Genomic DNA, 14166 nt, shown 5'->3' on the forward strand with positions numbered 1-14166 from the left:
TAAAAGTCCCCCAAATTTGGGGGACTAAGAGGAATTTAAACTGCTTCTAAGTTTTTCTCTCCCGTACGAATACGGACAACTTGATCTACAGGATAAACAAAGATTTTACCGTCGCCAATCTCTCCAGTACGGGCAGCAGTAATAATTTTATCCACTACCATCTCAACCTGATCGTTTTCGATCACGATTTCAATTTTGAGCTTTTGTAAAAACTCTACTGTATATTCCGAACCACGATAACGTTCGGTTTGTCCTTTTTGACGACCAAAACCACGCACCTCAGAAACCGTCATCCCAACGACTCCAGCGTTAACTAGAGCAATTTTGACTTCATCCAGTTTAAAAGGTCTGATAATAGCTTCTATCTTTTTCAATTTGCAATCTCCTGTCTTTACTATAAAAGTTTGACTTTCACTATTTTACGTATATTTATCTAGAAAGCTAGTCCTAGTCTTTATACATTGTAAATGTCTGTTTTGTGGTATGTTCAATGGCTTTAAAATAAAAAGCGATCGCCTTACGTGATTAAATCCCCTTTGTATAGCAAGTTTCAGAGTTATAAAAGACGGTATTTTTCCACCAAACTATGGGGTGCAAGCCTTTTTCTTTTTTCCTTTTCCCAAACACAACCAAGGTGTACCTCGCAAATACGAAAAACTATAGTCAATTTTAAAACTAAATATTGGTAAAAATACGTATATTTTTGATTACTTACTATTTAATAATTATCTTCATACTAAAATCAATCAATAATACAAAACAACATCATTACTTTGCAATCAAAGTTCAGTGTTTTTAGTAATTTACTTTGTCTATTAATCGCTGTTATTGTTGATTCACTGGCAAATCAAATCAACTATAAATACAACTGAATTTTTTCAGTTTTAATTTAATTAACATAAATCTAATCTATTAAAAAACAAAGGAACTTAACTTAAATGCTTAAATTTATTAATCTAAAAAAACTTACTGCCAAAACTCTGGTTGGTATTTTAATGATAGGAGGATTAGTTACTTCAGCAGAAACAAAGCAAGCACTTGCAAGTGCTTGTGATAATAATGGTCATGGTAATAATCTTCCAGCTTCTGTAACTTTATCTTCTGGTGATGTAATTACAGTAGATGGTTACGATCCTACAAATCCTGGTAATAAAAAGAATCAGCTAAAAAATAGATTAAAAGACGGTGATACTAGCGGAAATGGTATGACTATCTCCTATAGTAATGGTGCTTTCGAACTATCTAACTCCCAAGCCCAATATGTTCTTGATAATATTCCTGACATCGAAAAAGATTGCGATAGTGACAATGATGATTCCAGTAGTTCATCAGCAGATACCATTACCCTAACAGGAACTCTTCGAGATTTTGACGGCTACAGAGACAAAAATGGTAATTTAAGTGCTGGTGGTCATGAAGATTTTGAACGCAAGAATAATGTAGATAAAAATCCTAGCGGTCAAAAGTTCAAATACGGTCTTGATACTGGAATTACTACAAATACTTTAGGTGCAGACAAGAAACCTATTTATGCTGGTGGTAGCTTCTCTACTACTACTAAAGCAAACTTCGATCAATGGTATCGCAATGTTCCTGGTGTTAACCAAAGCATGAATTATGATATTGAGTTGACCAAGGAATCTGGCTCAAATGTCTATAGTTTTGACAATAATGGCGCACAGTTCTTTCCTCTAGATGACCTTCTATTGGGTAATGAAGGACGCAATAATAACTTCCACTTTACTTTCGAGATTCATACTCAGTTTACCTATCAAGGTGGTGAAACATTCGACTTTAGTGGAGACGATGATGTTTGGGTCTATATCAACGGACAAAAGGTTATTGACATCGGTGGTGTACACGGAAAAACAGATGCCAGTGTTAACTTAGATTCTCTTGGACTAACTGTTGGGGAAACCTACGACCTTGACTTCTTCTTTGCAGAAAGACACGTTACTGAGTCTAATTTCAAAATTGAAACTACTATTCAATTAGAAACTGCTCCAGATCCTGATGCAGATGAAGATAATGATGGTATTCCTAACATTCTAGAAGGTTCTGAGGAAGGAATCGACACAGATGGAGATGGAATTCCAGACTACGAAGATACTGATAGTGATAATGATACTATCCCTGATTCAACCGAAGGAACAGAAGATCCTGACGAAGATGGAACTCCAAACTTCCAAGATACTGATAGTGATGAAAACGGTATCGATGATATAGAAGAAGGAACAGAAGATCTAGATGAAGATGGAACTGACGACTTTGAAGATTTAGACAACGATAACGATGGTATCGATGATAACGATGAATTAGTTAATGATGCTAATGATGGTGATGATGATCCTGATACTATTGATGGTCAAGTAAACGATGATGTAGACGACGATGGAATTCTCAATCACAATGATACTGATAGTGACAATGATGGTCTAAATGATGATATTGATCCAGATCCATATATTACAACTTACGCTGACTAAGTAAATTTACAGCTAAAGTTAGTTACTTTTAAAAAAAAGCGATCGCTTTGTGTAAAGCGATCGCTTTTTTATTGAATATCAATATTTTCACGTCAACAGAAATACTCGTATTTAAAATTCAGATAAATTCCAACTAACTTTTATAAAAACAATACAAAATCACTATTTAACACACCATTTCTTCATAATAAAAACTAGTATTTGCAACAATTACATTGGTATTTATCTAGAGTTAACTTATAGAAGAAGCAAGCAAAGATAGCTTCCTACAAAAATAAGTTTGTAGCTCATGCAATTTAATCAACTCAATATTAATTTTAAACAGGTGTAATTATGAAAAAGTTATTTTGTCTCTCCGCTGCCGTTCTAAGTTTTGCGGTTCAAGGAGTAGCTTTTGCTCAACAACAAGGTGCTCCAATTAGTGAAGCCGAATTTGAAATTTTAGTTTCTACTATTTGTCGTGCTTCATCGAGTTCAACTCCAGCAGAGATCGCTAGCTCAATTGCTGCTAAAGCTAGTAGTTCTATGAATAAAGAACAAGTAGAACAACTTCAAGAGCTAGCTATAGGAATGAATTCTATGCCTACTGCACAAAAAAACACCTTGTGTAATTCCTAATCATATCAATAGCTTTTAAATAACAGAAGAAAATAATTATAATGTTCAAATTTATCGATTTTCAAAAAATAACAGCGGTTAGCATCCTTGCTGTTTTAATGGCAGGAACTTTAATTAGTTTGCCAGCTATTTCTAAGAATGACAACAATAACGGTCATGGAAATAACTGCGATGGTATTGATTCGAGCAACCCTGGAAATGGTTCGCCTAATGGCAATAATTCCAATCACAACGAAACCGATCCTAATGTTGATGATGAAGGGCGTGGTAACTGTTCTACTACCCAAGCAACGGGTGTTTTGAGTCCATCAGCAGTTTCTAAGACAGCAGTTGTCACTCAAACTATTTCTCTGGATAGAACTATCACCGTTAATATGGATGATCTTGTGGAGACAATTACTACTACTGCCCCTGTTGAAAAACTAGATATTTTGTTTTTGGCTGACAACACAGGTAGTATGGGTTCGGCAATTGAAAATGTTCAAGATAATGCCGAAGATTTGTTGGAGACAATTTCAGAAACCTATGATGATGTAGAATTTGGAGTCGCTAAATATTATGGCGATCCTCAAGAAGAGATAGTAGAATATCAAGCTACAGGAGAAACTGAAACAAGATCTTATAGATATAAGTCTGGGAGAAGATGGTATACATACACTTGGGAAGTACCAGTTTATGAAAGGGTAGTTGTCGGTGAAGTCGGGGCTACTGGTGCTTATCAACTTCAAGATGCTGTTGGCAGTGGAACAGTAGATGATGCTCTTGATGCAATTGATGATTGGAGTGCTTCGGGGGGTGATGATTGGCCAGAGGCTAATTTCTTTGCCTTACATCAAGCTGCTACTTCAGGGGGTTCAACTAATACTGGTTATACCTCAGGATTTAATACCAATTGGCGTAGTGGTGCTAAAAAAATTATTGTTTGGTTTGGCGATGCTAAATCTCACACCGATACAGTCAGCCAAGCAGAAGCTATTCAAGCTCTAAATGATAATGATGTTACGGTCATTGCCATCCACACTAATACCACTAGCGCCAGCTTAACCGATGGTATAGACTCAAATTCTCAAGCATCCACCATTGCTACTGAAACTAGTGGTCAATATGCTAGTGTTTATAGTTCGCAATTAGCCAACAAAATGGAAGAACTGATTGAGCTAGCAGCAGTAGAAACTACTACAACTACTACGACTTCTCCGACTATCGACTTGGTATTTGGTAATGAAGGGGACACTCAAGGATTAGATATTAGTTATGTTTGTACCGATCCTTTAGGTTGTAATAATGTCAAACATGGAGATGTTCGCACCTTTCAAATGAACGTTACAAGTGATGTTGGCGGTAACTTCGAATTTAAAACAATTGCTGAAAATGTTGGCGGTGCAGTAGCAGATAACAACCTTGCTTTTCACTTTACAGATTAAAAACTTTAAATTTAAGCATTTTATTAAGCATTTGAGCGATCGCTTTACACAAGGCGATCGCTTTTTTCTTAGATAATTAATAGCATTGAAGTAGAGGCAAACAATTAACCAAAATAACCATCTTTCATAATTTGCTCAACCTCAACAATATCATCTTCAGGAATTTCAAAATCAAACCTCATTGTAGAGATCGCATCCTGATAAATATCAGAATATTCAGATTTAAGATAATTCTTCAAACTGGGATTTTTCTTGAGGATTCGATTAATACGATTGCGGAAATTAACAACTTCTTGCTGCCAACTTTTGCGACATCTTTCTACTTCCTCATCCCAGTACCTTAGTTTGAGGATATGCTCAATTAATCGCTGCATATAACTATCTAGCGATCGCTTTTCTGACTTTCCCATGTCGTCAATTTCGTCCAGCAGATTATCCCAGTCCATATTGGCAAAATCTCTATTTTGAATAGCTTCTTTTGTCTTTTCAATCCAAAGATTGAAGTCGCGATCGTGTAATTGTTTTAAATTAGTCATGATCTTTAGTTGTGTAGACAATTTATTTATAGCTACTTTTATAAGTTACTCGGAATAATCGTGCGATCGCCACATACTTCGGAATTTAAAGCTGCTCGAATGGAATAATCATAATCTAGTTCGGGATGGAAGTAAGAGCTATATAAGAAGGCATATTTTAAAGCTGCGATGGGTGCTGTTTGGGTATCTTCACCAATATGTTTGCTCAATAAACATACTTGTTCGTTAGGTTTTATTTGGTTGACGAATTCTGATTTGACTCCAAAAGCAAGATGTTTATCTAAGGTAATAAAAGAAGGTTTGGCATAGAATTTACCGACTTTAATTAAAATAATCGTGAGAAATATTGTATATAATAATCCCACATATTTTGGTTGCAACCATCGTCCGATAAACTCTTTATTTTTAGGCAAAGATATTAAATATAAATTGAGAGATACCAAACAAATCATCCAGTACATAAAGTATCTTAATTCGTGGGACTGAGGAAAATTCAACGGAATAATCGACATGGCGATCGCAGTAAATAATGCAGCCTTTGCTTCTCTAGCAGTGCTATTTTTTGATGAGTTATTAACAATTGCTTCTCTTAGTGCCAACCCGATTAATAATAATAGATTAAATACTACATAAACTCCCCAAAAACCTCCTTTGCGACTGCGATCAATATCTCCACTCCATTGATCGGGAGTCCAAAATAGAGGCGCATTTATTTCTAATACGGACTTAACCCAATTTATCTGGCGATTTCCCCCTTCATAGGCTTCTGGACTTAATTTATGGTTGAGAACAATTCCCCCAATTTGAATTTTGATGGGATAGAGAGGGTTTTGATATAAAACAGTATTTTTGACAGGAGTAGCAAAGATAATGATACTTGCCACTAAAGCTATGGGAATAACTTTGGTTAGTTTAACAGTCGGTTTTTGTTGAAAGTAAAGCCAGCCTAATCTAATACCTGCGACTATTAAAATTACGAATACTAAAGGTTGTAGCTGAGTCTTGGTATTGGCTGCGATCGCAGCACCAACAAAAGCGATCGCTAATTCTTTAATATTAGGTAATTGCCGATTTTTATAAAAGCTATAGGTCATCATGACCAAAATAGAAGTGCCGATGTTACCAAATAGATCGACAAAACTTGTAGTGGCGTGAGTTAATACTAAAGGAATAGAAAATAGGGCGATCGCCGATAAATATAGAGGTACTTTAAAATAGCTTCTGAGGAAAAATAAATAGCCAATTACGCTGAAAAAGCTGACCAAATTCGTAGATTGAATCCTCCTCGTAATTCTCCAGAATATACCCTGAAGAAAATGAGCTAATAGGGGAAAACCATCGAAACGGGGTTCAAACCATTTTTCATCGCCAATAAACATTTCTCTGGGTAAAATACCCCCAAGCCTGCCAGCAAAAGGTAGATGATACCAGCCTGGATCGTAGTTATTATCTAAATCTATAATTGCTTTAAAAAAGATGGCAATAACTAGAGTTATGGCAATAAAAGATAAAATTATTTCTATTCCCAGTTTGCTCTCTTTTAGTTGCTTTAACTGTTTGTGTTTACTAGCAGAATTCAACATTAGGGAATGATTATTAATTATTAATTATTAATTACTGATTTTGTTTAGAAGTAAATAAGGCAAATCGCTCGACAGAAGATACTACAGCGAATACGGCTAAGACAATTACCACTGCTACGATATAGAGAAATCTTTGCATCAAAGAAAACTGAACTGCGATCGCGTCGGAAACGTCAAATAACCTTAATAAACCAATCCAGCTGAATTCCATTAATCCTAAATTGGCAGGAGTAAAGCTAAATAACATCGCTAGCTGAACTATAGGAGTCACAAAGGTAACAGCCCAAAGTTTAATTTTAAATCCACCTGCGATCGCAATTAAAACTCCGCGGATGATCCAAACTAGATAGCGAACTACAGAAATCCAATAAAGATAGAGGGTAAAGTTTTTACCTAAGATAGAATTCTTATCAGTTGCCATAGCTGGTTGAGCATCTTTAGTTTTTCCCGACTTGAGTTGCTTCACCCAAGTTAAGGCTGCAATCAAAAACGATATTAAACTACGGTGCCACTTGTTAATCATAAAATGCACGGCAATGATAGTTGCAATCCAAATCCAAATTGCTAGCGACAAGGAGATGTATCCCAAGGCATATAAGATTGAAGCTGGGAACAAAAGTAAAGGAATTAGAAAGTTAAAGAACTGATCGTAAATAACTGACAAAAAACCTTTGGAAAAAGAGCTTATTTTGTGTATTCTTAAAGCTAAATTTTGTACCATAACCATGCCCACATATTGAGGCATAAATTGCATGGTTAAAGAACCCAAGGTTGTATAAAACAAATAAAATTTTAATGATTGCTGACTAGCTTGCTGACTATCAGGAGTTAGCTTTTGAGTTACCAAACCCCACTTGTATGCTGTTAAAAATGTATGGACGATCAAGGCAGTAATAGCCAATCCTGCATATAAAGGATTCAAGCTATAGAAACTAGTGACAACTTGTTCTAGATCTACTTCTGTAAATTTTAAAATTAACCAAACTAAGAAAAAGCCCAAAGCTAGAGATAATATGCTCGATATAATATTCTTTTTATTTAGCATTATTTTTTCCTAGTCTCATTACTCATCACTCATTATTTAATAGTACGAAGAAAATTAATAGACAATTAATCAAAATAACTATAACTTGTCGTATCCCCATTTAGTCTCAAAGTCTATATCGACTAACTCCGATAATCGAGCAACTTGAGGCTGATATTTTTCCATTAAGTCAATTTTTATTGCTTCAGGGATACTAGTTTTCGGTGCTTGATGCCAGAGAAATTTTTCGACAATATTATCGCGAATAAATTCGTTAAATTCTTGAGATAATAAATTTTTAGAAATATTCTTTAACAGGGGGCTGTTCACCAATTTGTTAATAGCTTTAAACTTAACTTCCTTATTAGTATTGACCGTTTCATATTCAGGAATAAAATTAGGATCGACTCCTAAAAATTCTAAGATTTCCCGATAAAAACTTTGGTTATCTGACTGAAACTCTTCAAAAACAATTACTTTCATTTGCTCTGGCTTAAAGCGATCGCAATACCGTTTTACCTGCTGATAATATTGCACTCGGCGATCGTAGTAAAGATAGCTTGGGGTGGTGACTCTAGGGCTAGATACTGTCTCGGCAATACGATCTTCTTCCAGAGCTAAAGCAGTTAGGAAATCTGGCTCATTTTCTTCAGTAAACTTGACGTAGTGACTATGAAGGGAATAGAGAAACTTAGCTGGTTCGCGCAAAATAATGATTATTTTGGCATCAGGATTAAAATTATGAATTTTTTCTGCTGCTACCTGAGAATATAAATAATTAGTCGAAGATTCTCCTGCAACTTTAGCATCTTCGGCTTTGGCAAAAAGCTGTAAATATGCCGACTCGCTTCTAAAATCAAAAAAACGCTTTTTTCCGTAGGCAAGGTCGCTTTCTAAGTGAAAATCAGAACAAAAAAAATGTGGCTCTTTAATGCTCGACATATAAATTTCAGGGTGTTGCCCCAAAAATTGATGTAAAGCAGTCGTTCCCGATTTTGGTTGCCCGACAATAAATAAATTAGGCTTCATGAATTAGAGAGAATAGAAATAAAAAAGCTTATGTTTGCGTCTGAAGTTTTGCCTTGAGTCGAGCAAATACACGCTCTTGAATCCGAGAATCTTGCCAATATCTGCGCCACCCCATTGGTCCTAACCCCAGAAAATCGATCCCTAATTTGATTAGGTTGGGTGATTCTCCGTGTACCATTGCTGCCAATGTCGTATTGACCTCCGTAGAGAAAAAAGCCACTTTAGCGACTTCACTTTTAGGTTTGACATTGAGATGGCGATCGACTACGAAACGCATCTGTTGACGAAATTCCGCTACGCTAGAGCTACGACGGATCGTTTGAGAATCACCGTGTACTCTAAATGCTGCTAGAGGTTTGGCAACATAATAAGTATCTCCCATCGAAGCTAACTTGAGCCAAAAATCCCAGTCTGCGGTGTACCAAAGTTCGCTATTTAACGTCCCCAAATTTAAAGCAGTTTGTCGGTTGAAAATAGGAGAAGGAATAGCAATAAAGTTTTGCACTAACAACTTTTCTTTCATCTCTGCCAAAGAGATTATTCTCTCTTGCCCCAAAGGACATTGCCACAAACCCAAAGGTTTTCCCTTGCTATCGATGAATACCGCATCGTGGAGATAGAGACTGGCTTTGGGATGGTTTGCGATCGCTTTTTTCATCTTCTGCAACCTCCCTTCTAACCACAAGTCATCCTGATGCAGAAAACAAGCATATTTACTAGTAGCTACCGATAAAGCATGATTAGTGTTTGCTACCCAGTTACCCGCTCTTGCTTTTGTAATCAGCTTGATATTGAGCTTGTCTTGATAGCTTGCCACTATTGCTAAAGTATCATCTGTCGAGCCATCGTCAATGACAACGCATTCAATTTCATCATCCTGCTGCACTATTACTGAGTTGAGCGCAGCAGGTAGATACTTGCTGCCGTTATAGGTAGGAATAATTACCGAAAGCCAAGGCTGTTTAATCATCGTTTTAATCCTAAGATGCTCAAGAAGAAACTAGAGAAAATTGTTTGCATTCCCAAAGCCAAACAGGTTACTCCAGGAATCACAATCGGCATAGTTTCAGCAGGGTTGAGAGAACCAAAGTTGTTTTGTCCCCAAATACCAAAGGCATATATTGAAGCAGAAGTACCCATCACTAGTAAGACACAACCTGAAATTAATCCTGTTTCGAGGTTGAGATATTTGAACAATTTGTTTAAACGTCTGTCTTCGGGTAATAGTCCTTCGTTGATACCAAATATTTTAGTAAAAAGAGCAAACATTACAATTTGAAAGCCAATAGTCATTGCTGTGGAAGAGTAAAGCAAGCTATGAACTTTAGGGCTGGGAAGTAGAGATAGAGTGGCGAGCAGTCCCGCTAAGATTAAAAAGATTCCTGGGTAAAAGAACAACCAACGGGGACTATACATCAATAAGAAACGTAAGTGTCTCCAGCCATCACGCCAGGTATTGAGGTGAGGAGGACGACTGCGACCATCAGGAGATAGAGTAGTGGGTACTTCGGTAATTTGCATTTTGTGGAGAGTAGCTTTAACTACCATCTCGCTCGCAAATTCCATTCCTGTAGTCTGTAATTCTAAAGAGGAAATAGCCTCTTTACGGAATCCTCTCAATCCGCAGTGGAAATCATTACAAGGACTATTAAACAGTAGTTTGCCAATACCAGTTAGTACGGGGTTGCCCAAATAACGGTGTAAAAAAGGCATTGCACCAGACTCGATACCACCTTTAAAGCGATTGCCCATTACTAAGTCGTAACCGTTACGCAACTTTTTGACAAAGGGATTGAGGTTGCTAAAGTCGTAGCTATCATCTGCATCCCCCATGATGATGTATTTGCCTCTAGCTGCTTCAATACCGCCTTTAAGCGCGCTACCATAACCTTTGGCGGGGACATTAACTACTCTAGCATTAAGTCTTCTAGCAATCCCTTGTGAGCCATCGTTACTACCGTTATCGGCAATAATTACTTCCCCAGCCAAATCGTTTTCTTTGATGAACCACTGTGCCTTTTTGATGCAGGTTTCTAGGGTTTCTGCTTCATTCAGACAGGGCATAATAATCGAAACTTCGATCGCACTGCCTTGTTCAAGTTGCTCGATACGTCGTTTGATTGGTGTTTCTCTGGTACTGATGTTACCCAACATAGTTAATCCTCTTTCGATAATTGGTGAAAAGTTTCAGACCTAATCTTTCTGTTTGCAGATGCTTTTGATTTGGATGCGCTTGAATTAATAGCTAAACCAAAAAAAATAAAATATGCGATAAGTAATAACTTTAAAAAAGAAATTATTTTAATTGTCCTTGGTCAAATGCTGGCTCGTTCGGTGTTTGCGGAAAATAAATCAGTTTGTCAGCAATTCTCTATTGTTTTTGTCTAGGTAAAATAGATAGTAATATAATCGCTTTTTTTACTTTTGCTTCCTTAAAAACGAATTGATTATTAGCTACAACTAGCTAGTGTTTGATTGATTTTTTTTAGCATATAAAATATAAAAAGTAGATAAGGGATGTCCGCTTAATTTTAATAATTAAGCTTACATTAAGAAAATAACCGATTTGGGTAAAAGTCTGGTGAACGATTTAAAAAATAAGGAATTTAAAAAGTACTCAATAATCAATGGTTTTTATTTAAAATGATTTTATGGCTGCCATAAACACGGATATTTGTTTTTTCTGCTTCTGAAGTGTATGGAATTTAAGCAAAAAGTAATAGTCGCTTTGCTATTTAGCGCGATGGCAGGTTTGACTTTGATTTCTACGGTAGTCCACCTGTTGACTGAGTTGTGGTGGTTTGAGGCAATTGGTTTTGATTCGGTTTTTAAGCAGCGCGTTATTTGGCAGACGGGGATTTGGATCGCGACTTTTGCTATTTTTGTGGGGTTTATCGGGTTTAATTATTGGTTGGCTTTGCGTCTTACGGGCGACCGCGCCTTTCGGTTTCTCGAATCGAGTGAATTTGAGCCTTATACAGATAAAATTGCGGGTTATATTACTTTTGTTTTAATTTTCTTGATATCTTTAGCGATCTCTAATATTAGTAGTGCTTCTTGGTCAGTTATTTTAAAATTTTTCAACGTCACCAATTTTGAGCTTGTTGACCCAATTTATCAACAAGATTTGGGGTTTTACTTATTTCGCTTGCCTCTATTAGATAATTTTGAAAATTGGGTTTTAACTTTATTAATTGCGGGGTTAGTAATAACAGTATTGGTTTATATCTTTAAAGGACTTTTACTGTTTGATTGGAAATGGAAGAGTTTGCTAATTGAACCTAAATGGCAAAAGCTAATTACAAAACCAATCAAAACTCACCTTAGTTTTTTGTTGGCGGCGATCGCGATCGATATTGCTGTTGATTTTTGGTTAGAACGTTACGAACTGCTTTATTCTTCTGGGGGAGTAGTCTGGGGTGCAGACTATACCGACACCCATGCCCGTCTGTTTGCTTTTTGGGTGATGATTGCTGCTTCTGTTTTATTGGGACTGTGGTTGATTATTGCTACTTGGTCGAATAAACTCATCTTGCCCATATACGGTATAGTCGTATACGCAGCAGTTTTAATTCTTGTTAACGGTACTATTCCTCAGTTGCAGCAGCGTTTTATCGTTGAACCCAACGAATTAGCTAAGGAAATTCCCTACATTAAACACAATATTGAGTTTACCCGCCAAGCTTACAATTTAGATAAAATAGAAACAAAAAATTACCAACTATCCGATAACTTTAACCCGAATATTATTCGAGATAATCAAGCCACCATTGATAATATTCGTCTGTGGGACTCTCGACCATTATTAAGTACCTATCGACAGCTACAGGAAATTCGTTTCTATTATAAATTCAACGACGTAGATGTAGATCGCTATACCCTTAATGGTGACTACCGTCAGGTCATGCTTTCTTCTAGAGAATTTGATTACGATGAAGTACCCTCTTCCGCCAAAACTTGGGTCAATCAAAGATTAAAATATACTCACGGTTATGGTTTGGTGATGAACCCTGTCAATGAAGTTACTGTTGATGGTTTACCAGTCCTATTTATTAAAAATATTCCCCCAGTTTCCCAAGGCGACTTGACCATCAAAGAACCTGCTATTTATTATGGCGAGTTGACTCAAGACTATATTTACACGGGAATGAACACCTCGGAGTTTGATTATCCTCGCGGTGATGAAAATGCTTTTACTAAATATGACGGCTTGGGAGGAGTCGCGATTGATAGTTGGTGGCGCAGGTTGGTTTACGCTTACGATCGCGGTAGTCTCAAGATCTTAATTTCTAATTACTTTACTCCCAACTCTCGCATCCACTACTACCGAGAAATTTCTCAAAGAGTCAGCCACGTTGCACCTTTTCTCAAACTAGATAACGATCCTTACATGGTAGTCATTAAAGGTAGATTAAAGTGGATTATTGACGCTTACACCACCAGTACTCGCTATCCCTATTCTGAAGCCGTCGCTCACGAACACAATACCGAATTAATTACTAACAAAAATACCAACTACGTCCGCAACCCCGTAAAAGTTGTAGTAGATGCCAAAGATGGCACAATGCAATTTTATGTAGTGGACGAAGACGAACCCGTATTAGCTACCTACCGTAAAATATTTCCCGATTTATTCCAAGGTAAAGATACTATTCCCACTGAAGTCGAAGCCCATTTCCGCTATCCTCAAGATCTGTTTGAAATTCAAGCTCAAATGTACTTGAGTTATCACATGGAAGATCCCCAAGTATTTTATAATCGCGAAGATGATTGGCGGTTTGCTACCGAACTTTACGATGGTCAACAGCAACAAGTCGAACCCGACTATCTGATTATGAAGTTACCAGGGGAAACCCAAGAAGAGTTTGCCCTAGTCTTACCCTTCACTCCTGTAAATCGGGATAATATGATCTCTTGGATGGCGGCCCGTTCTGATGGAGATAATTACGGTAAACTAAGACTGTATGAGTTTCCCAAACAAGAGCTTGTATATGGCCCATTTCAAATCGAAGCCAGAATAGATCAAAACCCTGAAATCGCCGAACAAATTACTCTTTGGAGTCAAAGAGGATCGAGAGTAATTCGGGGAGATATTTTAGTTATTCCTATAGATGGTTCGATACTTTATGTTCAACCTTTGTATCTCCGTGCAGAGAAAGGAGAATTACCTGAATTAACCCGCATTATTACCGCTTACAATAAACAAATTGTTATGACTCCGTCTTTAGAACAGTCTCTAGCAGTAGTATTCAATCAAAGCGATCCTAGCTTGAGTATACCTGCGATCGCCGATTCTCCCAACGGACGATCGGCATTGGAAATTTATCAAAAAGCGCAACAGGCTTTTCAACGGGGTAACTGGGTAGAATACGGACAATATCAACAACAATTGCAGAATATTTTGCAAAACTTGCCATAAAAAAAGTCCCGTGTAAAACAGGACTATAAGAAATATGCTTAGATTGA

Annotated in this window: 11 protein-coding genes; 4 read left to right on the forward strand and 7 right to left on the reverse strand. The window is 36.9% G+C overall.

Annotated elements, in window-relative coordinates; translation table 11 throughout:
- Positions 1-35 precede the first annotated feature (35 nt).
- Positions 36-374: a P-II family nitrogen regulator gene (locus tag I4641_RS01370; protein ID WP_229638627.1), complete on the reverse strand. Its 339-nt coding sequence runs from the start codon at positions 372-374 to the stop codon at positions 36-38.
- A gap of 564 nt (positions 375-938) precedes the next feature.
- Here I4641_RS01370 and I4641_RS01375 point away from each other — a divergent pair.
- The 3 genes from I4641_RS01375 to I4641_RS01385 all read left to right on the forward strand — a co-directional run bounded on the left by I4641_RS01375 (position 939) and on the right by I4641_RS01385 (position 4528).
- Positions 939-2486: a fibro-slime domain-containing protein gene (locus I4641_RS01375; RefSeq protein ID WP_229638628.1), complete on the forward strand. Its 1548-nt coding sequence runs from the start codon at positions 939-941 to the stop codon at positions 2484-2486.
- 333 nt (positions 2487-2819) lie between these two features.
- Positions 2820-3104 (forward strand): hypothetical protein, encoded by a 285-nt coding sequence (locus tag I4641_RS01380; RefSeq protein ID WP_229638629.1) that lies wholly within the window; start codon positions 2820-2822, stop codon positions 3102-3104.
- A gap of 41 nt (positions 3105-3145) precedes the next feature.
- Positions 3146-4528, forward strand: a complete 1383-nt coding sequence (locus tag I4641_RS01385; protein WP_229638630.1) for a vWA domain-containing protein — start codon at positions 3146-3148, stop codon at positions 4526-4528.
- Positions 4529-4632: 104 nt separating this feature from the next.
- Here the strand turns inward: I4641_RS01385 and I4641_RS01390 are convergent, their stop codons facing one another.
- The 6 genes from I4641_RS01390 to I4641_RS01415 form a co-directional block, all read right to left on the reverse strand.
- Positions 4633-5064, reverse strand: a complete 432-nt coding sequence (locus I4641_RS01390) for a DUF29 domain-containing protein (protein ID WP_229638631.1) — start codon at positions 5062-5064, stop codon at positions 4633-4635.
- Between the two features lie 38 nt (positions 5065-5102).
- Positions 5103-6647 carry a hypothetical protein gene (locus I4641_RS01395; protein ID WP_229638632.1) on the reverse strand — a complete coding sequence of 515 codons (1545 nt, stop codon included), beginning with the start codon at positions 6645-6647 and terminating at the stop codon, positions 5103-5105.
- Positions 6648-6678: 31 nt separating this feature from the next.
- Positions 6679-7692, reverse strand: a complete 1014-nt coding sequence (locus I4641_RS01400; protein WP_229638633.1) for a lysylphosphatidylglycerol synthase domain-containing protein — start codon at positions 7690-7692, stop codon at positions 6679-6681.
- 78 nt (positions 7693-7770) lie between these two features.
- A complete protein-coding gene (locus tag I4641_RS01405; RefSeq protein ID WP_229638634.1) occupies positions 7771-8700 on the reverse strand; it encodes a sulfotransferase family protein in 930 nt (309 codons plus the stop codon).
- Between the two features lie 28 nt (positions 8701-8728).
- Positions 8729-9670 (reverse strand): glycosyltransferase, encoded by a 942-nt coding sequence (locus I4641_RS01410; protein ID WP_229638635.1) that lies wholly within the window; start codon positions 9668-9670, stop codon positions 8729-8731.
- Entirely contained in the window at positions 9667-10854 is a 1188-nt protein-coding gene (locus I4641_RS01415) for a glycosyltransferase family 2 protein (protein WP_229638636.1), read from the reverse strand. Before I4641_RS01415 ends, I4641_RS01410 begins: the two co-directional genes overlap by 4 nt.
- Positions 10855-11398: 544 nt before the next feature.
- On the opposite strand from I4641_RS01415, the gene I4641_RS01420 reads away from it, so the two are divergent.
- Positions 11399-14119, forward strand: coding sequence for a UPF0182 family membrane protein (locus I4641_RS01420; RefSeq protein ID WP_229638637.1), 2721 nt, complete (start codon positions 11399-11401; stop codon positions 14117-14119).
- Positions 14120-14166 lie beyond the last annotated feature (47 nt).

This window comes from Waterburya agarophytonicola KI4 (genome assembly GCF_020640915.1).
Taxonomy (GTDB): domain Bacteria; phylum Cyanobacteriota; class Cyanobacteriia; order Cyanobacteriales; family Xenococcaceae; genus Waterburya; species Waterburya agarophytonicola.